This is a genomic window from Polaribacter sp. M10 (assembly GCF_054968445.1).
The window spans coordinates 366,220-392,716 of sequence record NZ_JBSSBG010000001.1 but is presented as its reverse complement, the minus strand read 5'-3'; the positions used below and the strand labels follow the sequence as shown (position 1 = coordinate 392,716).

General features: G+C 29.6%; 20 protein-coding genes and 1 other RNA gene. 10 read left to right on the top strand and 11 right to left on the bottom strand.

The window, feature by feature from the left end:
- Nucleotides 1-24 precede the first annotated feature (24 nt).
- Together kdsA and ACWYN7_RS01660 are read left to right on the top strand one after the other, a co-directional pair.
- Nucleotides 25-843 (top strand): 3-deoxy-8-phosphooctulonate synthase, encoded by an 819-nt coding sequence (gene kdsA / locus ACWYN7_RS01665; protein ID WP_462858111.1) that lies wholly within the window; start codon nucleotides 25-27, stop codon nucleotides 841-843.
- A 263-nt stretch (nucleotides 844-1,106) separates the two neighbouring features.
- Entirely contained in the window at nucleotides 1,107-2,063 is a 957-nt protein-coding gene (locus ACWYN7_RS01660) for a transglutaminase domain-containing protein (protein WP_462858110.1), read from the top strand.
- 82 nt (nucleotides 2,064-2,145) lie between these two features.
- On the opposite strand, the gene ACWYN7_RS01655 is transcribed toward ACWYN7_RS01660, so the two are convergent.
- Nucleotides 2,146-2,517: a DUF1801 domain-containing protein gene (locus tag ACWYN7_RS01655; protein ID WP_462858109.1), complete on the bottom strand. Its 372-nt coding sequence runs from the start codon at nucleotides 2,515-2,517 to the stop codon at nucleotides 2,146-2,148.
- Nucleotides 2,518-2,548: 31 nt separating this feature from the next.
- Here ACWYN7_RS01655 and ACWYN7_RS01650 point away from each other — a divergent pair, with 31 nt between their 5' ends.
- A complete protein-coding gene (locus tag ACWYN7_RS01650; RefSeq protein ID WP_462858108.1) occupies nucleotides 2,549-3,112 on the top strand; it encodes a hypothetical protein in 564 nt (187 codons plus the stop codon).
- A 48-nt stretch (nucleotides 3,113-3,160) separates the two neighbouring features.
- On the opposite strand, the gene ACWYN7_RS01645 is transcribed toward ACWYN7_RS01650, so the two are convergent.
- Both ACWYN7_RS01645 and ACWYN7_RS01640 read right to left on the bottom strand, forming a co-directional pair.
- Nucleotides 3,161-3,397 carry a DUF3820 family protein gene (locus ACWYN7_RS01645; RefSeq protein ID WP_459483958.1) on the bottom strand — a complete coding sequence of 79 codons (237 nt, stop codon included), beginning with the start codon at nucleotides 3,395-3,397 and terminating at the stop codon, nucleotides 3,161-3,163.
- Nucleotides 3,384-4,592, bottom strand: coding sequence for an NAD(P)-dependent oxidoreductase (locus ACWYN7_RS01640; RefSeq protein ID WP_462858107.1), 1,209 nt, complete (start codon nucleotides 4,590-4,592; stop codon nucleotides 3,384-3,386). The genes ACWYN7_RS01645 and ACWYN7_RS01640 overlap by 14 nt, the downstream gene beginning before the upstream one ends.
- Nucleotides 4,593-4,913: 321 nt before the next feature.
- Here ACWYN7_RS01640 and ssrA point away from each other — a divergent pair.
- Nucleotides 4,914-5,307: a transfer-messenger RNA gene (ssrA, locus tag ACWYN7_RS01635) on the top strand.
- A 163-nt stretch (nucleotides 5,308-5,470) separates the two neighbouring features.
- Here the strand turns inward: ssrA and ACWYN7_RS01630 are convergent.
- The 5 genes from ACWYN7_RS01630 to ACWYN7_RS01610 form a co-directional block, all read right to left on the bottom strand.
- On the bottom strand, nucleotides 5,471-7,471 hold the full coding sequence (locus ACWYN7_RS01630; RefSeq protein ID WP_462858106.1) for an LruC domain-containing protein: 2,001 nt from the start codon (nucleotides 7,469-7,471) through the stop codon (nucleotides 5,471-5,473).
- 398 nt (nucleotides 7,472-7,869) lie between these two features.
- Nucleotides 7,870-8,685 carry a 2OG-Fe(II) oxygenase gene (locus tag ACWYN7_RS01625; RefSeq protein WP_462858105.1) on the bottom strand — a complete coding sequence of 272 codons (816 nt, stop codon included), beginning with the start codon at nucleotides 8,683-8,685 and terminating at the stop codon, nucleotides 7,870-7,872.
- Nucleotides 8,678-9,397, bottom strand: a complete 720-nt coding sequence (locus tag ACWYN7_RS01620) for a glycosyltransferase (RefSeq protein WP_462858298.1) — start codon at nucleotides 9,395-9,397, stop codon at nucleotides 8,678-8,680. Before ACWYN7_RS01620 ends, ACWYN7_RS01625 begins: the two co-directional genes overlap by 8 nt.
- Nucleotides 9,398-9,429: 32 nt before the next feature.
- On the bottom strand, nucleotides 9,430-10,527 hold the full coding sequence (locus ACWYN7_RS01615) for a glycosyltransferase (protein WP_462858104.1): 1,098 nt from the start codon (nucleotides 10,525-10,527) through the stop codon (nucleotides 9,430-9,432).
- A gap of 31 nt (nucleotides 10,528-10,558) precedes the next feature.
- Nucleotides 10,559-11,230, bottom strand: a complete 672-nt coding sequence (locus tag ACWYN7_RS01610; RefSeq protein WP_462858103.1) for a cell division ATP-binding protein FtsE — start codon at nucleotides 11,228-11,230, stop codon at nucleotides 10,559-10,561.
- 161 nt (nucleotides 11,231-11,391) lie between these two features.
- Here ACWYN7_RS01610 and ACWYN7_RS01605 point away from each other — a divergent pair, with 161 nt between their 5' ends.
- The 6 genes from ACWYN7_RS01605 (at nucleotide 11,392) to ACWYN7_RS01580 (ending at nucleotide 20,964) form a co-directional block, all read left to right on the top strand.
- Entirely contained in the window at nucleotides 11,392-14,427 is a 3,036-nt protein-coding gene (locus ACWYN7_RS01605) for a tetratricopeptide repeat protein (protein ID WP_462858101.1), read from the top strand.
- The gene (locus ACWYN7_RS01600) at nucleotides 14,427-16,196 is read left to right on the top strand and encodes a hypothetical protein (RefSeq protein ID WP_462858100.1); all 1,770 of its coding nucleotides are present in this window, start codon (nucleotides 14,427-14,429) and stop codon (nucleotides 16,194-16,196) included. The genes ACWYN7_RS01605 and ACWYN7_RS01600 overlap by 1 nt, the downstream gene beginning before the upstream one ends.
- A gap of 85 nt (nucleotides 16,197-16,281) precedes the next feature.
- Nucleotides 16,282-16,998, top strand: a complete 717-nt coding sequence (locus tag ACWYN7_RS01595) for a hypothetical protein (protein ID WP_462858098.1) — start codon at nucleotides 16,282-16,284, stop codon at nucleotides 16,996-16,998.
- A gap of 20 nt (nucleotides 16,999-17,018) precedes the next feature.
- Entirely contained in the window at nucleotides 17,019-18,452 is a 1,434-nt protein-coding gene (locus tag ACWYN7_RS01590) for a M20/M25/M40 family metallo-hydrolase (protein WP_462858097.1), read from the top strand.
- Nucleotides 18,453-18,806: 354 nt separating this feature from the next.
- Entirely contained in the window at nucleotides 18,807-20,483 is a 1,677-nt protein-coding gene (locus tag ACWYN7_RS01585) for an amidohydrolase (RefSeq protein WP_462858096.1), read from the top strand.
- Nucleotides 20,484-20,496: 13 nt separating this feature from the next.
- Nucleotides 20,497-20,964 carry an FKBP-type peptidyl-prolyl cis-trans isomerase gene (locus ACWYN7_RS01580; RefSeq protein WP_462858094.1) on the top strand — a complete coding sequence of 156 codons (468 nt, stop codon included), beginning with the start codon at nucleotides 20,497-20,499 and terminating at the stop codon, nucleotides 20,962-20,964.
- Between the two features lie 196 nt (nucleotides 20,965-21,160).
- Here the strand turns inward: ACWYN7_RS01580 and ACWYN7_RS01575 are convergent, their stop codons facing one another.
- The 3 genes from ACWYN7_RS01575 to trpB all read right to left on the bottom strand — a co-directional run bounded on the left by ACWYN7_RS01575 (nucleotide 21,161) and on the right by trpB (nucleotide 26,458).
- On the bottom strand, nucleotides 21,161-24,325 hold the full coding sequence (locus ACWYN7_RS01575) for a S41 family peptidase (RefSeq protein ID WP_462858093.1): 3,165 nt from the start codon (nucleotides 24,323-24,325) through the stop codon (nucleotides 21,161-21,163).
- Between the two features lie 88 nt (nucleotides 24,326-24,413).
- A complete protein-coding gene (trpA, locus tag ACWYN7_RS01570; protein ID WP_459483172.1) occupies nucleotides 24,414-25,181 on the bottom strand; it encodes a tryptophan synthase subunit alpha in 768 nt (255 codons plus the stop codon).
- A 92-nt stretch (nucleotides 25,182-25,273) separates the two neighbouring features.
- On the bottom strand, nucleotides 25,274-26,458 hold the full coding sequence (gene trpB, locus ACWYN7_RS01565; RefSeq protein ID WP_462858092.1) for a tryptophan synthase subunit beta: 1,185 nt from the start codon (nucleotides 26,456-26,458) through the stop codon (nucleotides 25,274-25,276).
- Between the last annotated feature and the right edge of the window lie 39 nt (nucleotides 26,459-26,497).

Below are 26,497 nucleotides of genomic sequence, written 5' to 3'. Positions count from 1 at the left end.
TTATTTTTGTGTAAAATTTTACCAATGATATTATCTGAAATTCCGAATATAAAACATACAACTGCAAATAACTTCTTTTTACTTTGTGGTCCTTGTGCCATTGAAGGCGAAGAAATGGCGCTAAGAATTGCTGAAAAAGTAATTTCAATTACTGATAAATTAGAAATACCTTACATTTTTAAAGGGAGTTTTAAAAAAGCAAACCGAAGTAGAATAGACAGTTTTACAGGAATTGGAGATGAAAAAGCATTAAAGATTTTACGTAAAGTTTCAGAAACTTTTAACGTGCCAACAGTTACAGATATTCACGAAGTTTCTGATGCTTCAATGGCTGCAGAATATGTAGATGTTTTGCAAATTCCTGCGTTTTTAGTACGTCAAACAGATTTGGTGGTTGCTGCTGCAAAAACGGGTAAAGTGGTCAACTTAAAAAAAGGACAATTTATGAGTCCTGCAGCCATGAAACACGCTGTACAAAAAGTAAAAGATGCTGGTAACCACAAAGCTTGGATTACTGATAGAGGCACCATGTTTGGTTACCAAGATATGATTGTAGATTTTAGAGGAATTCCTGAAATGCGCGAATTTGCACCTACTGTTTTAGATGTTACCCACTCTTTGCAACAACCTAACCAAACTATTGGAGTTACAGGTGGTAGACCAGAAATGATTGAAACTATTGCAAGAGCTGGAGTGGTAAATAATGTTGATGGTTTATTTATAGAAACCCATTTTGACCCTGCAAACGCAAAATCTGATGGTGCAAATATGTTACATTTAGACAATTTAGAAGGTCTTTTAAGTAATTTGGTTGCCATTCGAAAAACGATTAATAATTTATAAATACAATTTATTTTAAAATAGTTTTTGGGCGTTTTAACAGGCTTTCGCTACTCGCTTTTTTTCTGAAAAAGAAAAAAGAGCTCAAACAGACCACTCAATCCTTAACGCACTCACTCAATTCCATTAAACATAAACATATATCCTGCAAGGTTTCCAAAACCTTGTAGGTATTTATTCTTTAAAACAGAAAACCTAGAAGCTTTTAAAGCAACCTTGCAGAAAAGGCACAATATTTGGTTTACAAAATTGTTTAATCATTTATAATGAAACAATTACTATTTTTTCTTTTAATGTCTGCAGTTACTTTTTCTCAAGATTTTGAAAAAGTTGATGCCAAAGTTTTACAATATCCACGATTTTCTAAGGTTGATGATTTAGCCAATAAAATTGAAAGCGATTTTTCTTCGGATGTTGATAAAGTAAGGGCCGCTTTTTTTTGGTTAGCAAAAAACATTAGATATAATTTAAAAGAATATTACAATCCTAGGCAAAGAAAATATCAATTTAGATATAAATCCGAAGAAGAAAAAGCACAAAAACTACAAGCTATTAAAGACCAGTTGGTAAATACAGCTTTTAGAACAAAAATGGGTGTTTGTGAAGAATATGCGCAATCGTTTAAAAAAATATGCGATTTATTAAATATTGAAGCAGCCGTAATAAAAGGCAATGTTAGAACAGATGCCAGTGAAATTGGTAAAATAGCGAATACTACAAATCACGCTTGGAATGCTGTAAAAGTTAATGGTAATTGGATTATTTTAGATGCAACTTGGGCTGCAGGTTACGAATATAATGGCAAATGGATTCGAAAATTTAACAACTACTTTTTTAATATGCCAAAGCAAAAAATGTTTAAAACACATTATCCTGATAACAATCTTTGGGTATTGCGTTTTGGTAGAATGAGCATTCAAGAGTTTTATAATCAGCCAATTTATAGTCAGACTTTTTTGAGTTTACAAGCTGAATTAATTGCGCCAAAAACAGGAATTATCAACTTACAATCATCAGAAAACATCACGTTAAAATTTAAAAATCTAGATACAACCTCACTGATTTTTTACAATTTTAAAGGTCATAAATATGCGCAAAAACCCACTATACAAACAACAAACGGAATAACTACACTAACTTTAAAAAACCCAAATAGAAATGCAGATTTGGTTTTGTACATCAACAAAGAAGATGCTTTGCATTTTAAGGTTAGGGTACAATAATATTGCTTGATTTACACTACTTGTTTAAAAAAGACCTTTCAGGTTTTAAAAACCTGAAAGGTGAATTATATTAAAATATTTTCTAAGTTCTTTTATAAAATCCTTTGTCTTTTAGTTGATGAGCTTCATCTAAAACCGTTAATAAAATTTCTTCATTGATATCTTCTAGCTTAAAATATCTTAACGATTTTACTACTTTTCTATTTTCTGAAATTAAGTACTCATTATACTTTGTTAAGTGTGCAGAAACCCAAAAAACTACGTCTACATAACCTTTCTTTTTTGATGGATTTAAATAACAAAAAGGTCTATCATTTAAATAATAAAAGGGAATTTTCCATTTAAATTGCAAGTCTACTTCAGGAAAAGAACCTTCAATTAAAATCTGCAAATGCATTAACATAGATTTGAAGGGTTCTGGCTGATTTAAAATGTATTCTTCTGCAGGTTTCATTTTGTTGTATATTTGCCCAATTTAAATATTTATGGAGAAACAAAATCATATTCAGCCAAATTTTTCTTTACAAGGTTATTCAAGTATTTTAATAGGCATCTATTTTTTGTGCGCTACATTTTTAATAAAAAAATTAATAATGGGCTTTTTAGTTGATGGGAATCCTTTAGGTGCTTTATCTCCTCAAATTATAGAAATTCTTATTCTAACCATAATCTTTATAACTTTTATTTTCTCTTCTGTAACCTTATTTTTCAACGGAAAATCAAAGTCAAAAAAATTAGATTATAAACTTTGGAATGCTAAAACAAAAACTATTTTATGGAAATATCTGTTGAGTTTTATTGTTATTTTCTTAGTACTTTCTTATCTAATATTCTTTAATTACAGTGATTATTTAGCACCCATTTTCTTGTTATTATATGCTGTAACCCTACTCTTTTTAAAACTTAAAAACAGTAAAAATCTTTTTATTTTAGCAGGTGTTTCTTTGTTTTTAGCAATAATTTGTTTCTTAATTCCTAATTATTGGTATTCATCACTTTTAATTTTAGGAATTGCTCATATAACTTATGGTTTGGTGGTTAAAGACTGAATTTCAAACCTTTATACATCACTAAAATTTAGCTACTTATATAAAAAATCAAGTATTATCATTTTTTATTTTTCTGATGATATCTTCTAATCCATTTAATTTTACTTCATAAATACTTGCCATTTGTAAGCCTAATTTACCTTTAGGAAAGCCTTGATTCTTAAACCACACCAAATAATGTTCGGGTAAATCTATCAAATATCGATTTTTAAACTGACCAAAAGGCATTTTCGCTTTAGCTAAATCTAATAAGAATTGCTGATTCTGAAAATTATTCTCTTCCATCAACATAATCTTGTAAATAAGAAAAACGTTGGGTTAGTTTTCCGTTTTCTGTCATTTTTGCTCTTGCTAAAACTCCATCTTTATCATTATTAAAAAAAGCAGGAATTACATTTGCTAAAAACATTTCCCCAAAACCTTCGCTTGCATCTTTTGGTAATTCGCAAGGTAAATTATCTACAGCCATAACCACAATTGCGTTTTCATCTGTATAATCTATTTCAGTTTCAGTGACTGGATCATAACCATAAATTGGGTTTGCAATAGTTGATGCCCTTAGGGTTGATGCAACAGGACCATCAACATCACAAGAAATATCTGCTACAAATTTTATATTAAATTCTTTCGATTTTGCATCTTCTCTGGTAAACAAATAAGGAGCTCCATTTCCATAAAAATGACCAGCAATAAAGAAATCTGACACTTTTGCAAAACGCATAAAATCTGATTCATAATTCTCTGGATGTTCGTAAAAATCGAAATTATCAATTACTTTTCCGTCTTTTCTTTTATTGTAATCTAAAACATCTGCCAAACAATACACAGGTTCAGTAAAATTTTTACTCAAATAATCATCAACAGAAACCTCTTTAATATGTATTGCATCTAGCATTTCTTTGGCTCCATAAGCCACTTTTCCATTACCTGTTAAAAGAATTTTAAAATTTTTAGGTAAGGTTATTTTTTTTAATTCAGAAATCAATTCTTTTTGAGAATCTAAAGTTTCTGCCTTTGGCAAATTAAAAGTTATATTTTTTAAACCAATAGCTCTAAAACCATTGTATGCACCAACAATACCTGCATAACGTCCGAAACCAATTAAACGCATTCCGTTTTCTTTTACAATGGTTTCATGATCGTACAATTCTATGTTTTTTTCTAAAATTGCTCTAAGCAAATCTCTATTATAAGGTTGTTTTTTAATGGTATGACTAAAGAAAAAATATTTTTTATTCGGAATTAAAGCATCAATAGGCACTTCTTTTACACCTAATAAAACATCACAATCTGACATATTATCAGTTACTTCTACTCCTACATTTTTGTATGCTTCATCAGAAAAAACTCGAATATTAGAAGATTCTACTTTAATTTCTGCTGTAGCAAACTGATTTTTAAATTCTTGCAACTTCTCTGGTGAAAACACGACTCTTCTATCAGGTGGATTTTTACGTTCTTTAATGATGCCAAACTTCATAATAAATGTTTTTAAAGGTTACCGAAACTACTGTTGTAAAAGATGGTATAATATTTGTTCGAAGATATTAGATTTTAAAGAGATTAGCAATTGTATTTTTTATACTTTTGCAAATCGCGTTAAGGATTGAACGATTTGTTTGAGTTCTTTTATGTAATGATAATGGAATAAAAAACGAGTAGTGAAAGCCTGACTTTATCGCCAAATGCTTTTGGCGAAAAGTAACGCCCAAATTTATATCATTTTTAAATTGATGATATAGTTCTTTGAAAAAATAGAATGAGATTTGAGACTCTGAAACAAGTTTAGCTATCTCATTAAGGGGACGACTGGTTTTGACAGCAAGGTCAGTGAATTGGTAAGCATATCGAGTTATGAAATAACACTCGTTAAACCTAATTTCAACTTTTTAAACGGCGAAGATAACTACGCTTTAGCTGCATAATCTGAATTATAGTAAGATTAGCCTAGGCTCACAAGGTGAGCAAGCTTTATGTCCACGAAAAGCCTTGGTTTATGGCGTTTCATTTTTGGGCATCGTAAAAATAAACATAGAAAACTTAACGCTTTGGTAAGTTTTCGAAACTAAAAAAGCTAAGTTAAAAGTGGGTTGTTCTTAATCAGCTTTTAAACGAAAATTAACTAAGAACTAAATATGTAGAAAGCTTTTTGGCTGCTTGTTTGGACCCGAGTTCGATTCTCGGCGTCTCCACTTTTAACCCTGTAAATTACTTATTTACAGGGTTTTAATATTTATATACACTAGCTAATTGTAAATTATGTTATTTTTTTAAAACTTAAAAAGAAAAGATTCTGAAGAAATATCTTCAGAATCTTTTCTTTTATTTAATAAAATATAATCTACTTATTTGTTAAAATTATTTATCAATAAGTTCTTCATTTCTATTTCCTGCTGAATCTTTGTACCAATCTTTATAATCTGTACCTCCAGATTCTGCCCAAAGACTAAAGTAATTATAAGCCTCTGTAACTGCTACTTTTTCTTTTGGTACTTTAAAATCGTGAATGATACTTATTGCCCAAGGATATCCTGTATCTGAAATATAGTTGCCATCTGCATCTCTATTTGTTCCACTAAAAGTGGTGCTTTTATCACCTAAACTTGTAGCGCTCATATATGGTAAATGAATTTCTTTTTCTCTTTCCATGTTTACAATTAAGAAAGGATTAAAAGGTGCAACTCCTAATTTTTCTGTGCTTATTGGTGCTGTAAATCTTATGATTATTTTAGTTTCATTTAAAATATTATCAACATCATCAGCTAAAATAATTACAGCTTTATCTTGGTTTGCTTCAGTACCATTTTGGTTTAAGCTTATAAAGTTTTGCGATAAAACTGAACCAGTTACACTCTCTATATCAGATGGTGATAAGTTATCGATTTGAAAACCTATTCCATTTGTAAAACCTGCTCCATTAGCTTTAATATTACATGTAAATTCTAATTCAACAGCCATATTATCTGAATTTAATTTAGCAATTGCTTGATAACTTAAAGCTGCATCGTTAAAATCGTAATCTCCAGTTGTTGGCCATAAATCTTCAAAAGCAATTGTACCTTGACCATATTTACTAGGTGTAAAATATTCGAATGCAATTTCTTCATCTTCAGGGTACGCATCATCTACATCTGGAATACCATCTCCATCTGTATCTGTATCATTTACATCATCAGATATTACACGAAAAGTAGTTAAATCGTTAATTGTTCTTCCAAAATCTGTACCGTTGTTTGCATTAGGTCCATATTTATATGCCCAACCACCAGTTTGTGTATCCATAATAATTAAATTACTACTTGAAGCACTATTCGCTAACCATAATTCTTGGTTTGAATCAAAAGTCATAGAAGTGGGTTGAAAAGGCAAGCTGTCTGCACTTATTCTTGTACTTTGATATGTATTATTGGCATCTAACTCTAAACGATATAATCCTGAAAAAGTACATAAAAATAAGGTACCATCTTCGGCAAAAGCTAAATCGCCTCCTGCTGTACTATCTAATCCTTCAATATTCCAAGTGTTTAACTGTGCTCCAGTTGCAGGATTAAAAGTATACAACTTGCCGTTTTTAGAAAAATAAAGCAATCCGTCATTGGTATTATAATCTAATCTAGGACCTCCTATTCCTAAATTTGCCACAGTTTCCCAGCTATCATTTTCAATTGAATATTTCATTAAAGGAAAAGGGTTCGATCTTCCAATAGAATATAATACTTTATTTTCTTGATCAATAGCACAAGTATAGCTACCCATTGGCATTTGAGATAAATCAGTAAGTAAACCTGTTACAGGATCTACTTGAAATAATTGAGCAGAACCATTTACACAATATAAATAATCTGTTGTACTTTTTAATTCACTCGATTTTACTGATTTTTTAGCTTCGGCAGCATTAAAATTTACCTCTTGGTTTATAATATCTTTTATGCTAGAAGTAAATTGCAAGTTCTCATTTCTACGAATTAAAACTTTATTGTAAAACTTAGGCAGATTTATTGTTTGCTCTAAAGAACCATTTTTTGCAACACCAGAGAAAATTAACTTTTCTAATACATCTGACTTATAAACCGTTTCTGTAACAGTTTCTCCATATTCATTTTCATAAGTTTCTGTGCCAGCATCATACAATTCATCTGTGTATGCATAAATATCATATTTTGCATAATTTCCATTATCAGTTATATTAATTTTAACATCATGAGCGGTGCTAAAATCAAAACCATCTGGAATAGATAGCACTTCTTCTTGTTCTTCTTCTAAAATAACATCTGATACTTCAGGTTCATCGAAACTACAACTGTTTAATAACAATAAAATAAAGGCGTATCTCAAAAGAGAGGATAGTGAGGGATTCATGGACTTTTTATTTTTGAAATTTTTATTCATGTTAAAATACAAATTATTTAATAATTTTTAAATTTATAAAAGAACAAAATCTTTTATTGATTTATTAATCTGTTGATTTTTTAGAACAATAAATAATTATATACCTAGTTCTAAGGCAAAGTTACCACTAAAGAAACGTTAATAAAGCTGAAAATGGATGATACATTTTTAACTGTCGATAAATGGAATAAAACTATTGTTGAATGCATAACATATAATTTGTAATGACTTCTAAAAACCTAATAAAATGTTAAAATATTGTTTACTTGTAATTTTTTTAAAAATAAAACGTCTTAGTTAATGATAGGATTCGTCTTATCATTCTTTTTCATAGCAATTTTCCCACTTCTCACTGAGGAGTGGGTTTTTTATTTTTTATAATGGTGTGGGTTTTCGCGAATTCCTTTTTTAAATACTTTTCGAACAGCACTCCTTAATTTATTATCTATGTTTAACATAATATCTCTTGCTTTTTCAGAAGGTCTTGCTCTAAATGTTGTTACGTGAAAATCGCTGTTATCCAATAAAGGCTTTTTGGAAAAATAGTAATTCGATACACAACAGCGTACATCATCTACTAATACTTTATTTACAGAATGCCAAGATTTATGATGCGTAGCCATTATAACCAATCTATTGAATTTACTAACAATTTCTATGGGTTCCGCTTTTAATCCATTTGGCCATAATTCTAAATTTCCTCCATTTTCTAATTTCCAATTTGGAGTTACGTAAAATAATAAGTTAAAAACACGCCATAATTGACGGTCTTTATCGTGGGAATTATCTAAATGCGGACTTAAATGATTGTTTTTTGCCATTAAAGACAAGCCTCCAGCATATAAATTTTCATCTGGTAAAACATTAGGTTGCCCACAAATATCAGCAATGCATTTTACCACGTTTTTTTCTTGAAATGCATAAATAACTTCCTCTAAAAGTGGATGATACTTATTCATTTGATAAGCAACATATTTATGTTCTCGAATACTTTTACGCTGCTTCGTTTCTGTTAATTTAGGAAAGTTAAAGTGAATTTCTTTTACTATTTCATCAGGTAAAAGATTATCAATATAAAAAAAACCGATATCATTTTTACTTTCTTGAAAAAGGCTTTTTAAATGCTCTTTTTCTGAAGTCAGTTTTTCTGATATTAAAGCTGCTATTTGTTTTCTATTAATCATTTACAATTTTTCGAGATAAAAATTTAAGTAATGCAACAATATAAAAAACTGGTCTTAAAACTACAGAAGTTAAGTCCGTTTTCAAATTAATCTCCTCTTGATACAATTGCCAAGAACCAATTTTAGAAACTCCATCAGAATTACATTTCGCAATTTTTAGAGGTAAGATATTACACTTTATCTTATTCTTTAGCAACTTTAAATTAAAATGATAATCGGCTAGTATTTTATAATTTAAGGCATAATCACTTTCTTTAAAAAGTTCTTTTTTATAAAAGGTTCCTTGATGATGTAATCCATTGGTAAGCCACATTCTTTTAGACCAATGCACATTTTTTATCATTTTACTTTTGCTGTAAACAAATGGTTTATGATTTCCTTGGTAAACTATCTTACCTGCTATTAAAAAGCAATCTTTTTTTAGGGATTTAAAAACGTTTTCTAATATAGTATTATTGTATAATCTATCTCCAGCACCTAAAAAGTAAAGCCACTCTCCTTTTGCCAAGTGAATTCCTTTATTCATGGCATCATAAATTCCTTTATCTATTCCAGATTGATAAAAAAATGGCTTTTTTAAACCTTCTAAGTAATTTAGAATTTCTTTAGATGATCCTCCATCTATCACCCAAACTTCAACTTCTTTAAAGGTTTGTTTTTCTATACTTTCAATACTTTTACGCAATCCAAAAAGATTGTTTAAAACAGGTATAATTATGGTTAGTTTTGGTTTGATAGTTATCGTTATTGGAAATAATTATCTAATTTTTTGCATTCAATCTCCCAACATAAAATTTCTTTTGCTTGGTGTTGGTTCTGCTTAATTTTAGATAATAACGTTTCATTATTTAAAAGATTGTGAATACTTTTTGCAATAGTTTTAGGTTGATAATTATCAACAATAACACCAACTTTATATTGGTTTATTATTCTTGAAATTTCTGGTAAATTACCTGCCACAATTGGAATTTCTGCATGTATATAATCGAATAGTTTATTAGGTAAAGAATACTGAAAACTTAAACCCAAAGGTTCTTCTAAAACCATTCCTAAAGTAGCTTTTTTGGTGTAATTGAATAATTTATCTCTATCAACTCTACCTAAAAAATGAACTCTATTTGTCATTTTTTGTGCAACCGTAAAAGCTTTTAATTCGGCTTCTACTTTTCCGTAACCTATTATAATCAAATCTAAATTATCTATAAAATGTAAGGCTTTTATCATAGGTTTTATACCTCTACCTGGATTTAAAACTCCTTGATATAGAATGGTTCTATTCTTTGTAGGAAAACTTATTTCTTCTTCTTTTAAAGTATCTTTTTTTAATGGAATGTTGCGTATTAACCCCATTCCATTTTTGTATTTCTTATTGTAATACGCTACTATAGATTGGCTAACAGTATAAGAGTTTTTAATTTTCGGTAAAAAAAAATCTTCTAATTTTCGCCAAAAACCTTTTACAAATTTTCTTCCTTGCAGCTCTACACTTTCAGAAAAAAGTTCGTGACTATCATAAACTAATGTTGTGTTTTTTAGTTTACTAGCAAAAAAACATGCAGGTAAGGTGTCTAGGTCATTAGCCAATATATAATCATATTTTCTAAAGATTAAAAAGAAGAATAACCGGATATTGTACTCTGCATAAAACCATGCTTCATTATTAAAAAGATGTTTTTTACGAATAATTTTATAATCTCGTTCTACCGAAATTGTGTTAGGTAATACTCTACCGTAAACATCTATTTTAAAACTTTTACTAATTAAGTAATTGCATATTTTATGAACTCTATAATCTGTAGAAATATCGTTAGTAACTGCAACAAAAATTTTCTTTTTACTCAAAGTTGATGAATTTACAACTATTAATTTTTATTTAAACAACCTCAAACAACTCCCCAGCTTCTACCTTTAATGTATTGTGTTTAAATTTTACAATTAATTGATAATCGTGAGTGGCCATTAAAATGGTTTTTCCACTTTTATGAATTTCATTTAAAAGGCCCATAACCTCTAAAGAAGTTTTTGGATCTAAATTTCCTGTAGGCTCATCTGCTAAAATTAATTCTGGGTCGTTTAACAGCGCTCTTGCAATTGCAATTCTTTGCTGTTCGCCTCCAGAAAGTTCGTATGTATTTTTATAGTATTTAGATTGCATACCTACTTTTTCTAAAACCTCGTTTATTTTGGTTTTAATTTCAGTTTTATCTTTCCAACCTGTAGCTTTTAACACAAATTCTAGATTTCCAAAAACAGTTCTATCGCTTAATAATTTAAAATCTTGAAAAACTATACCAATTTTTCTTCTTAAAAACGGAATGTCTTTATCCTTTAGGTTTTTTAAATCGAAACCCACAATAGAACCAATACCTTTTTGCAAGCGTAAATCGCCATAAAGCGTTTTCATTAAACTACTTTTTCCACTTCCGGTTTTACCAATCAAATAATAAAAACCACCTTTTTGTATTTTTAAATTTACGTTAGATAAAACCAAACTATCTCTTTGATAAATATCTGCATTTTCTAAATGTAAAACTGGTTTTTCCATAAAAATAGTCCTTTTTACAAACTTATTAGTTTCTTGTGATTTTAGCATAGTAAAATTCAATAATTCTTATTTTTGTTTCAAATTATTTTGAATATTTTTTCACTTTTCATCCAACAAATTAAAAAAATGTTCGTTAATTAGGTTATAACAAAAACAATTGTATGAAATTTAGTTTTAGTATAAAATCTATTTTATCATTTACTTTTTTACTCTCAACTTTTGTGGCTTTTGCTCAACAATCTATTATAGAAGCAAGCGTAACTACAGACTTTAACAACGCGCTTGAACTTTACAATAATAAAGCCTATGCAGCAGCGCAAAAAACATTCGAAAAAGTACAGCACAATGCCAAAGAGAGTTCTAGTTTAAAAGCAGATGCCACTTATTATGATGCCATGTGCGCCATAAAATTAAATCAAACAAATGCTGATGAAAAAGTACTAACTTTTGTTGAAGAAAACCCAACTAGTAACAAAAAGAATAAAGCTTTTTTTAATGTAGGTAATTATTACTTTGCCAATAAAAAAGCAGCTCACGCATTAAAATGGTATCAAAAAGTAAATATGGATTTAATTTCTGAAGACAACAGAAAGGAATTAAATTTTAAAATGGGTTATGGTTTTTTAGTTGCCAACAGATTAACCTTAGCTAAAGATCGTTTTTTGCCGTTAATCAACGATGCAAAATATGGTAATGATTCTAGATATTATTATGGATATATAGCTTATAAACAAGAAGATTATGGCATAGCTGAATCTACTTTAAAAGAAATTGCAGACAACAAATCTTACAAATCAGAAATTTCTTATTATTTGTTAGACATTAGTTTTAAAGCTGGGCAGTTTGAACGTTGTGTAAAAGTGGGGCCAGAACTTTTAAAAACGGCAAAAAGAAAAGATATTTCTGAAATATCTAAAATTGTGGGCGAAAGTTATTTTAACCTCCAAAAATACGAAGAAGCAATTCCTTATTTAAAAGCTTATAAAGGCAAAGCTAAAAAATGGAACAATACAGATTATTATCAATTGGGTTATGCGTATTACAAACAAAATGATTTTGAAAACGCCATAAGTTATTTTAATAAAATCATTACCCAAAAAAATGAAGTTTCTCAGAATGCGTATTACCATTTAGCAGAATGTTATTTAAATACTGATAAGAAAAACGAAGCTCTAAATGCGTTTAAAACGGCTAGCGAAATGACTTTTAATACTAAAATTCAAGAAGATGCTGCTTTAAACTACGCTAAATTAAGTTACGAAGAAGGAAATCCTTTTGAGAGTATTTCTGATGTTTTACAAAACTATTTAAAGAAATATCCAAACTCAACTGCGTATAACGAAATTAATGAATTGGTCGTTTCTTCTTTTATACATCAGCAAGATTATCAAGGTGCTTTAGATTATTTAAAGAAGAAAAAAACACAAGAAAATTTTGAGTTAGCCTCAGAAGTTTCTCTATACAGAGCAATGCAATTGTTTAACGATAAAAAATATACAGAAGCAATTCCTTATTTTAAAGCCGCTCAAACTGCTAACGATAGCGAAATTGCGCAAAAAGGGAACTATTGGCAAGCAGAAACTTTGTATCGTTTAGAAAATTTTACAGAAGCACTTTCAAAATTTAAAATCACTAAAAACAGTTTAACTTATACAGATTCATCAACATTTTCTTTAATAGATTACAATATTGGTTACACTTATTTTAAACTAAAAGAATACGAAAATGCCATCAATTCTTTTTATCAATTTACAAAAAACAAAGTAGATGATCAGGTTTTAATTGATGATGCTTTTATACGTTTAGGTGATAGTTATTTTGCGCTTAGAAATTACAGCAGAGCCATAAACAATTATAAAACTGTTGTTGATAAAAATGGTGCAGAAGCAGATTATGCACAATATCAAATGGGGATGAGTTATGGTTTTCAGAATGATAATGATGCCAAAATTACTGCTTTAACTAAAGTAGTAAATGAATATAGCAATTCTACTTTAAAAGATGATGCTTTGTATCAATTGGCAAATACTTACACCAAAATAAAAGAAAACACTAAAGCACACCAAGCTTACGATCGTTTGTTGGCAAAACATCCTAAAAGTGCTTTTTTACCTAGAGCATTGGTTCGTCAAGGCTTATTGTATTATAACGAAAATCAAAATGCAAAAGCTTTAGAAAAGTTTAAATTGATGGTTCGTAAATTTCCAAATTCTTCTGATGCACTCGAGGCTGTTAGAAATGCAAAAAATATTTATATAGATGAAGATAATTTAGATGGTTATGTAGCTTGGACCAAAACTTTAAAATTTGTAAATGTTTCTGATAATGAGTTAGAAAATTCATCTTTTGCTATTGCAGAACGTAAATATTTTGAAGGTAAAAATGATAGCAGCATCTTAAGTTTAAAAAAATATTTAAGAAATTTTCCTAATGGTAAAAACAGTTTAAAAGCTAATTATTATTTAGCAGATCTTTTGTTTAAAGAAGGTTTATACAATCAAGCAATAGATAAATACAAAGTTGTTTTAGAAGCTGGCCAAAGTGAATTTAGCGAGGATGTTTTGGCTAAATTTTCTCAAATTTATTTACAAAACCAAAACCTTAAAGAGGCTATTCCTTTATTAAAAAGATTAGAGCAAGAGGCTTATGTATCAGAAAATATTCTATTTGCACAGAGTAATTTAATGAAAGCCTATTCTAAAACTGAAGCTTATTTTTTAGCCATAGAATATGCCGAAAAAATACTAAAGAAAGACAAATTAGACGATAGTTTAGAGTTAGATGCTAAAATAATTATAGCAAGAGCCTCTTTCTTAAATTTAGATTTAACAAAAGCCCAAGAATATTACAGTGCTGTAGAACAAGAAGCAACTGGCGAGTTAAAAGCAGAAACGTTGTACTACAATGCTTATTTTAAAAATTTAGAAAATGAGTTTGAAGCCTCTACAAAAGTTGTACAAGAATTAATTGCAAACTACTCTGCTTATAAATATTGGGGAGTAAAAAGTTATGTAATTATGGCTAAAAATTATTACAGCTTAAAAGATGCTTACCAAGCCACATTTATCTTAGAAAATGTAATTAAGAATTTTACGCAGTTTGATGATATTGTAAAAGAAGCCCAATTAGAACTCGATAAAATAAAAGAAAACGAAGCCAAAACCAATAATTCTATAACTCCACAAAATAAAAATTAATGAAAAAAGGCTTAATCATATTTTTAATTTTCTTTACTTTTTTTGCTGTTAATGCTCAGCAAACAAAACCAATTGTTGCAAAAGACACTGTAAAAACTGAGGTTGTAGAAGTTATTACTACGTACAATCCAGAAATTGCTGATGCTAATAAAATTCACAAAAATCCGGTGATAAAATTATCAGACAAAAGCAAAAAGAAAAAACTTAATTACACTATTTTTTCAGCTCCTGTAGCTTCTACTTTTATTCCTAAAAGCGGTGTTGTAAAAGGGATTGATGTTGGTGTAAAAGAACGTATTTACGATAATTATGTAGCTGCTGGTTTTGGTAATTTTACCTCGCCTTATTTAGAAGCTTATGTACATAATTACACGCGTTTTGATAGTGAAATTGGCATATCTCTAAAATACGCAGCTTCTTTAGCCAACATAGAAAACACATTATTAGATAGCGATTTTTCTAACCTTTTGGCAAGTGTTTCTTACAAACAAGAAGAACGTTATTTTGATTGGAATTTTGTTTTAAATACAGAATTAAACAATTACAATTGGTATGGTTTACAAGAAAATTCATTTTCGGCAACTACAATAGAAAACATAGAAGAAAATCAATCTTACAAATATTTTAACGCAACAGGAGAAATAGACTTTTTAGACTCTTATATCGATAAAAGTATTTTATCATTATCTTATTTTATAGACAATTATAAAAGTTCAGAATTTTTAATGAGTCTAACTACTAATTTTGATTTACCTATCGATTTTATCAGTAGAAATTTAAACAATTTACAATTAAATACTTCTTTAGAATTACTAAATGGTGAGTTTAAAACTGATTATACTAGTTCAGAACTATTAAATTATTCCATTTTTACAGCAATGATAAATCCAGAGTACAATACTACTTTCGCAGGTTTTTCTGTAAAATTAGGAGCAAAATTATTTGCTTCTGTAGATTCAGAAAACCATATCAATAATGTATTAGTGTACCCAGATGTTAAGGTTCAGAAATCCATCATCAAAGAAAAATTAAATGTTTATACAGGTATTTCTGGCGATTTAAAAACCAATACTTATAAGAAGTTTACAGAAGTAAATCCATATGTTTCTCCAACATTATTTATCACTCAAACTTCAGAAAAATACAACGCATTTTTAGGTTTTAACGGAGTAATTAATAACGATCTTAGTTTTAATTTATCTGCCAGTTATAAAGAAGAACAAGACAAACCTTTTTTTATTAGAAACAATTCAAAATCTGATGGAACCAATAACTTTATAAATGGAGTTGCTTTAAAAGGTTTTGAATATGGAAATTCTTTTAATCTTGTTTATGATGATGTTAAAACCACCTCAGTTTTTGCAGAATTAGAATACGATTTAACCAAAAGAATAACATTAACATCTAATTTTCAGTTTGATAATTTTACCATGAATTCTCAATTCGACGCTTGGAATTTACCTACAATTCAAGGTGCATTTATCGCAAAATACAAAAGCAATAAGTGGTATGCAACTACCAACATTTTTTATGTTGGGGAAAGAAAAGATGTTTTATATTCCTCAACCTCTCCATCACCTATAAATGCTATACAAACATTAGATGCTTTTGTTGATGTAAATTTGAATGGAGGTTATCATTTTAACGATAAATTCTCGGCATTTATAAGATTAAATAATGTTCTAAATTCAGACTACCAACGTTTTGCAAACTTTAATGTGCAAGGTTTTCAAGTATTAGGAGGTGTAACTTATAAGTTCGATTTTTAAATTCTTCTTACTTAAAGTTTTAAATAGCTTAAGTTATTGAAAAAAGATATAAGTTAAAATCACATTTTTCTTATATTTACGGCCTATGCTTTATTACATTATAATAGCTTTTCAGGCATTTTGTATTTTTCACGTTTACAAAAGTAGAAACGAGACATATTGGTATTTTGTTATCTTTTTTGTGCCAGTAATTGGGTCTTTGGTTTATCTATTTATGCACATTTTAAACGGATCTAATTTAAGAAATTTATCAGATTCTGTAGAAAACGTTTTAAATCCTGCAAAAAAAATAAAAGAGTTAGAAAAAAAGTTAAGTTTTTCAGAAACCTATCAAAACCTTATCGATTTAGCAGATGCACATAGGCAAAATAAAGATTTTGCCATAGCTGTTCCTTATTACGAAAAAGCTTTAAATGGCAATTATAAAAATAATCCACACACAATAAACAGAGCAATAAAATGTTATTTTGAGTTAAAAAATTACGATAAAGTAATTACTTACGCTAGCAAAATAGATTTAGACAAATCATTTAGAAGCTCTATTTACATTTATGCTATTTCTTTAGAAGAATGTGGTAATTTAGAAGAAGCAGAAGAGCAATTTAAAAAAATAGACAAAAGATATTCTAATTATCCAGAAAGGTTAGAACTCTCTAAATTTTTTATTAGAAGAGATAAAAAAGAAGATGCAAAAATTGTTTTGCAAGAAGTTACCTCAGAGATAAACAATATGATAGAAGCCAATCAAAGAAAATATAGATACATCTATCGCGAATCTAATAAATTACTAAAAGAAATATAATTTCTGTAAAACAAACACACATGAAAAAAATTATAATCTTATCATTCTTTACTTTTTTAATTTTTTCTTGTAATCAGAATGTACCTACAAAAGAGCAATCTAATCAACTTACTTTAGAAGAAAAAACAGATTCTACCCATATAAAAACGCTATTTAATAGTGCTTTAACAGATGGTAAATCTTATGAGTGGCTAAGAGATTTAACCCAAAATATTGGAGGTAGATTATCAGGTTCTGCAGAAGCCCAAAAAGCTGTAGAATGGGGAGAAAAATTGATGAAAGAGGTAGGTTTAGATTCTGTTTGGTTACAACCTGTTATGGTGCCACATTGGGTTCGTGGCGAAAAAGAAGTTGCAACTTATACTACAAATGGAATTCAAAAGAATGTAGCAATTTGTGCTTTAGGTTTTTCTGTTGCAACCCCAAACACAGGAGTTTTAGCAGAAGTTATTGAGGTAAAAAGTTTAGAAGAAGCCAAAGCATTAGGCAGTAAAATGGAAGGCAAAATTGTGTTTTTCAATCGTCCTTTTGATGATACTTTAATCAACACTTTTAAAGCTTATGGAGGTTGTGTAGATCAACGTGTTAGAGGCGCTGCTGTTTGTGGCGAGTTTGGTGCAAAAGGTGTAATTGTGCGTTCTATGACCAATTCTATAGACGATTATCCACATACAGGTACTATAAGTTATGGAGATTTACCAATCGAAAAACACATACCAACAGCTGCAATTAGTAGTAAAGCTGCAGAGATTTTGAGTGATGATTTACAGAAAAATCCAAATTTAAAATTCTATTTTAAACAAAGTTGTAAAACTTTACCAGACGCACCATCTTTTAATGTTGTTGGTGAAATTAAAGGATCAGAAACTCCAGAAAATATTTTTGTTGTTGGTGGTCATTTAGATTCTTGGGATTTAGGTGAAGGTGCTCATGATGATGGAACAGGAATTGTACAATCTTTAGAAGTGGCTTATTTGTTTAAAAAGAACAACATCAAACCAAAAAATACCATTAGAATTGTGTTTTTTATGAACGAAGAAAATGGAACAAGAGGTGCTAAAAAATATGCAGAATTAGCAACATTAAACAAAGAAAACCATATTGGAGGATTAGAATCTGATGCTGGTGGACATACACCTAGAGGTTTTTCTATAGATGCAAATAGTGTGCATACAAAATTATTACAAAGCTGGAAAAAACTACTATCACCTTATGGTTTACACGATTTAGATAAAGGTGGCTCTGGTGCAGACATTAGTCCTTTAAAAGGAGAAAATGTAACTTTAGTAGGGTACAGACCAGATTCACAACGTTATTTCGATTATCATCATACAAGCAGAGATACTTTCGACAAAGTTAATAAACGAGAACTCGAATTAGGTAGTGCATCTATGGCAAGTATCGTTTATTTAATGGATAAATATTTATACTCAAACTCACCCCTAAAACCCTAATATTTATTGAAAACAGTAATTCTAATTTTAAATATAATTTACAATAAACTTTTTTTCCTTTTTAACAAAATAACAAACACATATAAACATTCTTTTTTTGATTTTTTCCCTAAAAAAATGACAATTATTACCTTTGGATGTTTACAAATTACCTTCGGATTAAAATTGATCAAAACAATCATTTTAATACAAACATTGGTAAGTGCAATTATTGTATTATTGTTGGCAGTCTATCTTTTGTATATTTCAAACAATAGACAATCAGTAAGAGTAAAGAAATTAATAATCAACAGAATTCCCCTTCAATTTCTATTGATAAGTGGAATATATTTTGTGTATATTCACTAATTATTTATGAAAAGAAGTATTTTTATTTTTATAACATCTCTCTTTTTATTTTCTTGTGGTAAAGAAAAAGTAGATCTTATTGTCTACAATTCTACCACATACACAATTAATGACCTTTTTCAAAAAAAAGAAGCCTTTGCTGTAAAAGATGGAAAATTTGTTGCTACTGGAACTGATGAAGAAATTCTAGACAATTACATTGCTTTAGATACTGTTAATGCACAAGAAAAAGCTATAATACCAGGTTTAATAGATGCACATTGTCATTTTTACAGAATGGGTTTGCAGCAACAAAAAGCAAATTTAGAAGGCACTAAAAGTTACGATGCTGTTTTAGATACTTTAGTTGCTTTTCAGAAAAGAAAAAATGTAAGTTTTATTACAGGACGTGGTTGGGATCAAAATGATTGGGAAGTTAAAGAATTCCCTACCAAAGAAAAATTAGACGCATTATTCCCTTCTACTCCAGTTGCCATTACAAGAATAGATGGCCATGCATTATTAGTAAATCAAGCAGCAATAGATTTGGCTGGTATTACTAAAGATACACCTGTTACAGGAGGAGAAATTATTACCAAAAATGGAGCAATGACTGGTGTTTTAATTGATGCTGCCATGGATTTTATAAAAATACCAGAACCTACAAGACAAGAATCTATTGATGCTCTTTTAGAAGCGCAAAAAATTTGTTTTTCTTACGGATTAACCACTGTTGATGATGCTGGTTTAGATAAAAACATCATCGATTTAATTGATGATTTACAAAAGAAAAATCAATTAAAAATGAGAGTTTATGCCATGATTTCTGGTGATAAACAAACACAAATCGATTATTACATTAAACAAGGAATTTACAAAACAGACAGATTAAATGTACGTTCTTTTAAAGTATATGGAGATGGAGCTTTAGGCTCTAGAGGAGCAGCTTTACGTGAACCTTATTCTGATAGAGAAAACCATTTTGGTGCGTTAATTTATCCTCCTGAAAGATATAGAGAAATTGCAAAACAAATTGCTGCTTCTGATTTTCAAATGAATACACATGCTATTGGAGATTCTGCAAATACTTGGATGTTAAAAACCTACAGAGAAGCTTTAAAAGACCAAGAAGATAGACGTTGGCGAATTGAACATGCACAAATAGTATCGAGTAAAGATTTTAGAAGTTTTAATAATATTATACCTTCTGTACAACCTACACACGCCACTTCTGATATGTATTGGGCAGAAGAAAGATTGGGTAAAGAAAGAATGAGAGGCGCATACGCCTACCGAAATTTGTTAAATAGATATGGTAAAATTGCTTTAGGTACAGATTTTCCTGTAGAAAAAGTTAGTCCATTTTTAACCTTTTATGCTGCCAGACATCGAAAAGATTTAGAAGGTTTTCCTGAAGATGGTTTTCAAATGGGTAACGCATTAACAAGAAGTCAAACTTTAAAAGGAATGACAATTTGGGCAGCACACGCAAATTTTGAAGAAACAGAAAAAGGCTCTATTGAAGTTGGTAAATTTGCAGATTTTGTGATTTTAGATCAAGATCTTATGAGCATAAATGGTAATGACATACCACATACTAAAGTGATAGCTACCTATTTAAATGGTGAAAAAGTTTATGAACAAAAGGAAGAAAGTAAAGCTCCAGAAACTGAAAACACAACTGAAGCAGAAAAAACAGAATAAATTAAATGTACTTATGAAATCATACTTATCAGCATTCATTTTAATATTAGTATTTACGTCTTGTTTAAATAATGAGTCTACAGAGTACGATATTCCAGATTATGATGCTTTAAACGAAATTGAAATTCAAGAATATATTGCTGCCAATAATTTAAATCCAGAAAAAAGTGATTCGGGTTTGTATTACATCCTAGAAGAAGAAGGTGTTGGAGTTTCTCCATCATTAACATCAGACGTAACTGTGTATTACAAAGGATATACCACAGATGGCAATGTTTTTGACGAAAGCCCAATTGAAGGTGTAGATTTTAATTTAAGTCAGTTAATTCCTGGTTTCTCAGAAGGTATTACTTATTTAAAACCAGATGGTGAAGCCACTTTGATTATTCCATCTAAAATAGGCTATCCATTTTATTCATATTCTGATTTAGCTGGAGAAGTAGTTCTTTTCGATGTAAAACTTATAGCGGTTACTAATTAAATCATTTTTAATTTTTACTACTACTATTTCTCTTATTATTTCATCAAATTTAAAAATACTTATTTAAGTTAATATTTTATCAGCTATAAAGATTAAAAGCAGACAATTTTTCCGAATTATTCTTTAATTTAAAAGCAAAAAGCGAAACTTTTTAAGTTTCGCTTTTCTATTTATTATAAGTTTTAAAACCTATTTGTTATTTAAGGTCTTGCAATAAAACTTCTACCGCTTTTTTAAGTTGATCATCTTCATTTCTAGCTTTCCAACCTGGTTTATTTTCTACTAAAACATCTGGTACTGCTGGCCCATGTTCCATATTTAATCCAGATTCTTTTACGTACCAAGCTCTGTATGGCATTCTTATAGAACCATCTTGCAAACGATGACTACCTGTAGAAATTACAGCACCAAATGTTGGCTGACCTACTAACTTCCCTAATTTTAAACTCTTAAATGCATGTGCAAAAATCTCTGCATTAGAGTAACTACTTTGGTTAGATAAGGCTACTAAAGGTTTAGTATTTACAGATAAAACAGCTCTTTCGTTATATGGATAATTTTCTTTATACTTTACATTATTTTTCTGAAGATTATCTGTTGCATCTCTTGGCACTGTATAGGCATGTTGTTGGTAAGTTAAAACGGCTAATAATCGATCAGTAGTCCAACCACCACCATTGTTTCTTACATCAATTACAATACCTTTTTTGCCATAACCACTAGCTTTTAATTCACGTTCAAAACGCTCAAAACTTGGTAGGTTCATCCCTTGTATATGAATATAACCTAGTTGACCATTAGAATATTCATCAACTAATTTTTTACGAGAATTTATCCATTCTTCATATCGCAAACGACTAATTGTTCTTGTAGATTCTGTTCTAACAACCACTTCTTTTCCATCTGCTAAGGTTAACAAAATTTCTTCTCCAGAAGTGTTTTTTAACAAGCTATAAAAGTTTGTATTTTTTTTAATTTCTTTACCATTTACAGCAGTAATTACATCACCTAAATTTAAAGAAACATTTGTTTTTGTAGCTGCAGAATTGGCTAATATATAATCGATTTTTACACCATTATTTACATTAGAAACTGCCAAACCTAACAAACCAACATCATCATTAGCAACATCTTCTGGAGTTCTACCTCTATACCCCATATGACTTGCATTCAATTGCCCTAGCATATTGTTATACATAAAAGTGTAATCTTGTTTTGTAGCAGCAGATAACACCCATGGTGTGTATCTTTTTACAATCTTATCCCAATCATAACCATGAAAATTAGGATCGTAAAAACCTGCAGTTATTGCTCTAACTCCTTCGTAAAAAACTTGTTCGTTTAATTTATCAAAATAAGTTGTGTGCGTAGCTGAATGCGTAAAAGAAGCCACTTTATCTGTCTTAAGATTTAAAGATTTTAATTTTCCTCTAGATGAATAATACAAAGTTTCTTTGTTTAAACTAGTACCACCAACATAACTTACACCTTTAACTTCTTTAGGAGTGCCTCCTAATAAATCTACCTTATAATAACCATTTCTACTTGTTGCAGGATTTGTAGCAGAAATATAAATACTTTTACTATCTGCACTAAATAATGCTCCATATTCGTTGCCAGCCCAACTTGTTAATTGCACTAATCTATCGTAAATTTTATCTTCGTCTATTTTAACAACAACCTCTTTTTTATCCTTCTTTTTTTCTTCTTCTTTTGGTTGATAATAATCTCCTTCTTTATAATCTGATTTAGTTTTTTCCCAATCAGATTTTTGCAACCAAACCATCCAAGTATCATAATTAATACCTCCTCTATCTCCTGCTCTGTTAGATACAAAAGAAAGTTTTTTACCATCAGGACTCCAAACTGGTCTAGTATCTGATCTTGGATGCATAGAAACATTCATTTTTTTTGATGGATTTTCTACAGATTGTATATAAATTTCGCTATCAAAATTTAAATCTGATTGAGAGTAAGCAATGTATTTACTATCAGGACTCCAAGAAACTCCGTTTGCAGCAGACCAAGTATCTGAATAACTTTTTGGTTTACTCAATTTACCATCATTTACATCAGCAATAACCAATTGACCTCTGCCAATTCTGTAAGCTAATTTCTTTCTGTTTGGAGATAAAATAGGTTCAAAAACATCAATTTTACTATTGGTTAATTGTGTAACTTTAGTTTTTAAACTTCTACTTAAGTTCACATTTTTATCCGTAGAAACTACTTTATACAATTCATTTTGTCCATTTCTATCGGATAAAAAACCTAAAGTTTCATCATCAATCCAAAAAGGATTATCATCTCTAAAAGGATGATTGCTTACATTATTTGCTTTTGTTTTGTCTTTGTTATTTTCTTTTACAAAAATTTCTCCATTAATACTTAAAGCAATTAATTTTCCATTAGGTGATACACTTAAATCTCTAATTCCGTCTGAAACTGTTTTTGTTTCTTCTAATTCGAATCTATTATCTGTAGCTAAATTTAGATTTACTTTACTAGATTTTCCATCCTGAATTTTAAAAACTTCAATTCCGCTATTGTACACAATTGTACCATTATTACTTACTGAAAAAGATAAAACTCCATCAACTTTTAAATTTGTTAATTGAGTTTCAGAACCAGATTTACTACCATTTACATTTAAAGATGTTTTGTAAATATTGTACCTACCACTTTCTGAACCTATATAATACAGGTTGTTATTTGCGTCCCAAAGTGGAGTATGATCGTTTTTTTTACTGGTTGTAATTTGATGGTATTCTTTAGATTTTATATTATAAATCCAAATATCTCTTTGTGCTGGGCCATTATAATCTTCTCTAGAAATTCTACAAGTTCCTTTTACAAAAGCCACAAAATTACCATTTGGAGAAACAGAAGCTTGGCTACCTAAAGCATTCATAAAACGAGTAGGTGTTTCTCCTTTTTCGTTAATTTTATATATTGATGATTCTCTTTCTGTACCTTTAAAAATTCGGTTACTAGAAAAAATAATATCACCATTGGCAGTCCATTGACTTGGAGTATCTGTAGTAGGATAATAAGTTACTTGGCTTGGAATACCCCCATTTAAATCTGTTTTAAAAATATTTCTATTTCCTTTTCTATTAGAAATAAAAACAATTTGGTTGCTTTTGGTATTCCAGATAGGATTACTCTCATAAGCTTGATGTATGGTTAATCTATTTGTTTGATTCGTGTTTATGTCTAACACCCAAATATCTCCATGATAACCAAAAGCTATTTTAGAAGCATCTGGACTAATAGTTGGAGTTCTAACCAACGTGTTTTGCGCATTAAAAAAAGTTAAATTGCAGAGTACTGCAAAGAATAGAATAGTTTTTTTAGTCATTTTATTTGAATTTAAAACAACTAAGTTATGCTATATTAAGACCGATTCTTAAATTTCGGAAATTGTTTAAGACTGTTTTAAGTTTTATTTAACTAATTATCGGTTTTATAAAATCATCAATAGATGCAACTCCGTTTTTTCCTAAATTTTTAATAAAAGCAGACCCAATTATGGCTCCATTTGCATAATTACAAGCTGTATTAAAAGTCTGTTTATCAGAAATACCAAAACCAACAATTAATTTACTTTTTAAATTCATTGCTTTAATTCTCTCAAAATAAGCCAATTGATGGTTAGAAATTTCTCCTTTAGCACCAGTGATTGATGCAGAAGCCACAACATAAATAAATGCTTTTGTATAAGAATCAATTTTTTGAATCCTTTCTTCGGATGTGTGAGGTGTAATTAAAAACACATTGGTAAGTCCGTATTTATCAAACAATTCTTGATAATGATTTTCGAATTCAACCATTGGTAAATCTGGTAGAATTAAAGTATCAATTCCACATTCTACAACTTTTTGACAGAATTTATCTTCGCCATATTTTAACATCTGATTTAGATATCCCATTAAAACCAAAGGAGTTTTATTAGATGCTTTAATGCTCATTAACTGCTCAAAAACCAAGTCTAAGTTAATTCCGTTTTGTAAAGCTTTTTGGCTACTATCTTGTATGGTTGGGCCATCTGCTAAAGGATCTGAATAAGGCAACCCAACTTCAATAAAATCTACACCACTTTTTTCTAAAGATGAAATTACTGTGGTAGTATCATTTAAATTTGGATAACCACAAGTAAAATATATAGATAATAAATTTTTATCTTTTTCTTGAAATAATTTTTCGATTGAATTCATAATTTTTTCTATTTCGTAATTGCGAACATAGTGAAGCAATCTTAAATTAAGAGATTACTTCGTCATTCTTACTCGTAATGACAATAGTTAATCTATTCTTCTAAATGTTTGATATAGGTTTCTAAATCTTTATCTCCTCTACCAGATAAATTTACAACCACAACTTGGTCTTTTTTAAACTCAATTTTAGGTAAAACCGCTAATGCATGTGCTGTTTCTAAAGCAGGAATAATTCCTTCTACCTTAGTTAATTCATAAGCAGCAGCTAATGCTTCTTTATCAGTTGCATTCATAAATTTAGCTCTTTTACTTTCGTATAAATAAGCGTGTAAAGGGCCTACTCCTGGATAATCTAATCCTGCAGAAATAGAATACGGTTCAACAATTTGCCCATATTCATCTTGCATTAAAATGGTTTTAGATCCGTGAATAATTCCAACTTCACCTAATTGAGAAGTTGCTGCACTTTCACCAGAATTTACACCCAAACCTGCAGCTTCTACAGCAATTAATTCTACATTTTTATCATCCATATAATGATAAAAAGCACCAGCAGCATTAGAGCCACCACCAACACAAGCAATAATCGTATCAGGATTTTCTTTACCCGTTTTTTCTTTTAATTGCCATTTTATTTCTTCAGAAATCACTGCTTGTAAACGAGCCACCATATCTGGATGTGGATGAGGACCAACTACAGAACCAATTAAATAAAACGTTTCTGGATTCTGAATCCAATAACGAATGGCTTCGTTTGTAGCATCTTTTAACGTTTTAGATCCAGAAGTTGCTGGTACAACTTTAGCACCTAACATTTTCATTCTAGCAACATTTGGTGCTTGACGAACAATATCTTTTTCGCCCATAAAAACAGTACAATCTAAACCCATTAAAGCACAAACTGTTGCTGTTGCCACACCATGTTGGCCTGCTCCTGTTTCTGCTATAATTTTAGTTTTTCCTAATTTTTTAGCTATTAAAACCTGGCCTATGGTATTGTTTACTTTATGTGCACCTGTATGACATAAATCTTCGCGTTTTAAGTAGATATGTGCTCCATTTTGTTCTGATAAACGCTTGGCATAATACAAAGGTGTTGGACGCCCAACATAATCTTTTAATAAAGATTTGTATTCTTTTTGGAATTCTTCAGATTCGATAATTTGTATGTAATTATCTTCTAATTCTTTTACATTTGGATACAATAATTCAGGAATAAAAGCTCCTCCAAATTGTCCAAAATATCCATTTTCATCTGGCTGAAATTGTGATTTCATAATTCTTAATGTGTAACTGTTAAATTGTTTAATCGTGTA

What these genes read in the sequence shown, in the direction of transcription:
- kdsA (WP_462858111.1), top strand. Translation starts at nt 25, where the DNA reads ATGATATTATCTGAAATTCCGAATATAAAACATACAACTGCAAATAAC.
- ACWYN7_RS01660 (WP_462858110.1), top strand. Translation starts at nt 1,107, where the DNA reads ATGAAACAATTACTATTTTTTCTTTTAATGTCTGCAGTTACTTTTTCT.
- ACWYN7_RS01655 (WP_462858109.1), bottom strand. Translation starts at nt 2,517, where the DNA reads ATGAAACCTGCAGAAGAATACATTTTAAATCAGCCAGAACCCTTCAAA.
- ACWYN7_RS01650 (WP_462858108.1), top strand. Translation starts at nt 2,549, where the DNA reads ATGGAGAAACAAAATCATATTCAGCCAAATTTTTCTTTACAAGGTTAT.
- ACWYN7_RS01645 (WP_459483958.1), bottom strand. Translation starts at nt 3,397, where the DNA reads ATGGAAGAGAATAATTTTCAGAATCAGCAATTCTTATTAGATTTAGCT.
- ACWYN7_RS01640 (WP_462858107.1), bottom strand. Translation starts at nt 4,592, where the DNA reads ATGAAGTTTGGCATCATTAAAGAACGTAAAAATCCACCTGATAGAAGA.
- ACWYN7_RS01630 (WP_462858106.1), bottom strand. Translation starts at nt 7,471, where the DNA reads ATGAATCCCTCACTATCCTCTCTTTTGAGATACGCCTTTATTTTATTG.
- ACWYN7_RS01625 (WP_462858105.1), bottom strand. Translation starts at nt 8,685, where the DNA reads ATGATTAATAGAAAACAAATAGCAGCTTTAATATCAGAAAAACTGACT.
- ACWYN7_RS01610 (WP_462858103.1), bottom strand. Translation starts at nt 11,230, where the DNA reads ATGGAAAAACCAGTTTTACATTTAGAAAATGCAGATATTTATCAAAGA.
- ACWYN7_RS01605 (WP_462858101.1), top strand. Translation starts at nt 11,392, where the DNA reads ATGAAATTTAGTTTTAGTATAAAATCTATTTTATCATTTACTTTTTTA.
- ACWYN7_RS01600 (WP_462858100.1), top strand. Translation starts at nt 14,427, where the DNA reads ATGAAAAAAGGCTTAATCATATTTTTAATTTTCTTTACTTTTTTTGCT.
- ACWYN7_RS01595 (WP_462858098.1), top strand. Translation starts at nt 16,282, where the DNA reads ATGCTTTATTACATTATAATAGCTTTTCAGGCATTTTGTATTTTTCAC.
- ACWYN7_RS01590 (WP_462858097.1), top strand. Translation starts at nt 17,019, where the DNA reads ATGAAAAAAATTATAATCTTATCATTCTTTACTTTTTTAATTTTTTCT.
- ACWYN7_RS01585 (WP_462858096.1), top strand. Translation starts at nt 18,807, where the DNA reads ATGAAAAGAAGTATTTTTATTTTTATAACATCTCTCTTTTTATTTTCT.
- ACWYN7_RS01580 (WP_462858094.1), top strand. Translation starts at nt 20,497, where the DNA reads ATGAAATCATACTTATCAGCATTCATTTTAATATTAGTATTTACGTCT.
- ACWYN7_RS01575 (WP_462858093.1), bottom strand. Translation starts at nt 24,325, where the DNA reads ATGACTAAAAAAACTATTCTATTCTTTGCAGTACTCTGCAATTTAACT.
- trpA (WP_459483172.1), bottom strand. Translation starts at nt 25,181, where the DNA reads ATGAATTCAATCGAAAAATTATTTCAAGAAAAAGATAAAAATTTATTA.
- trpB (WP_462858092.1), bottom strand. Translation starts at nt 26,458, where the DNA reads ATGAAATCACAATTTCAGCCAGATGAAAATGGATATTTTGGACAATTT.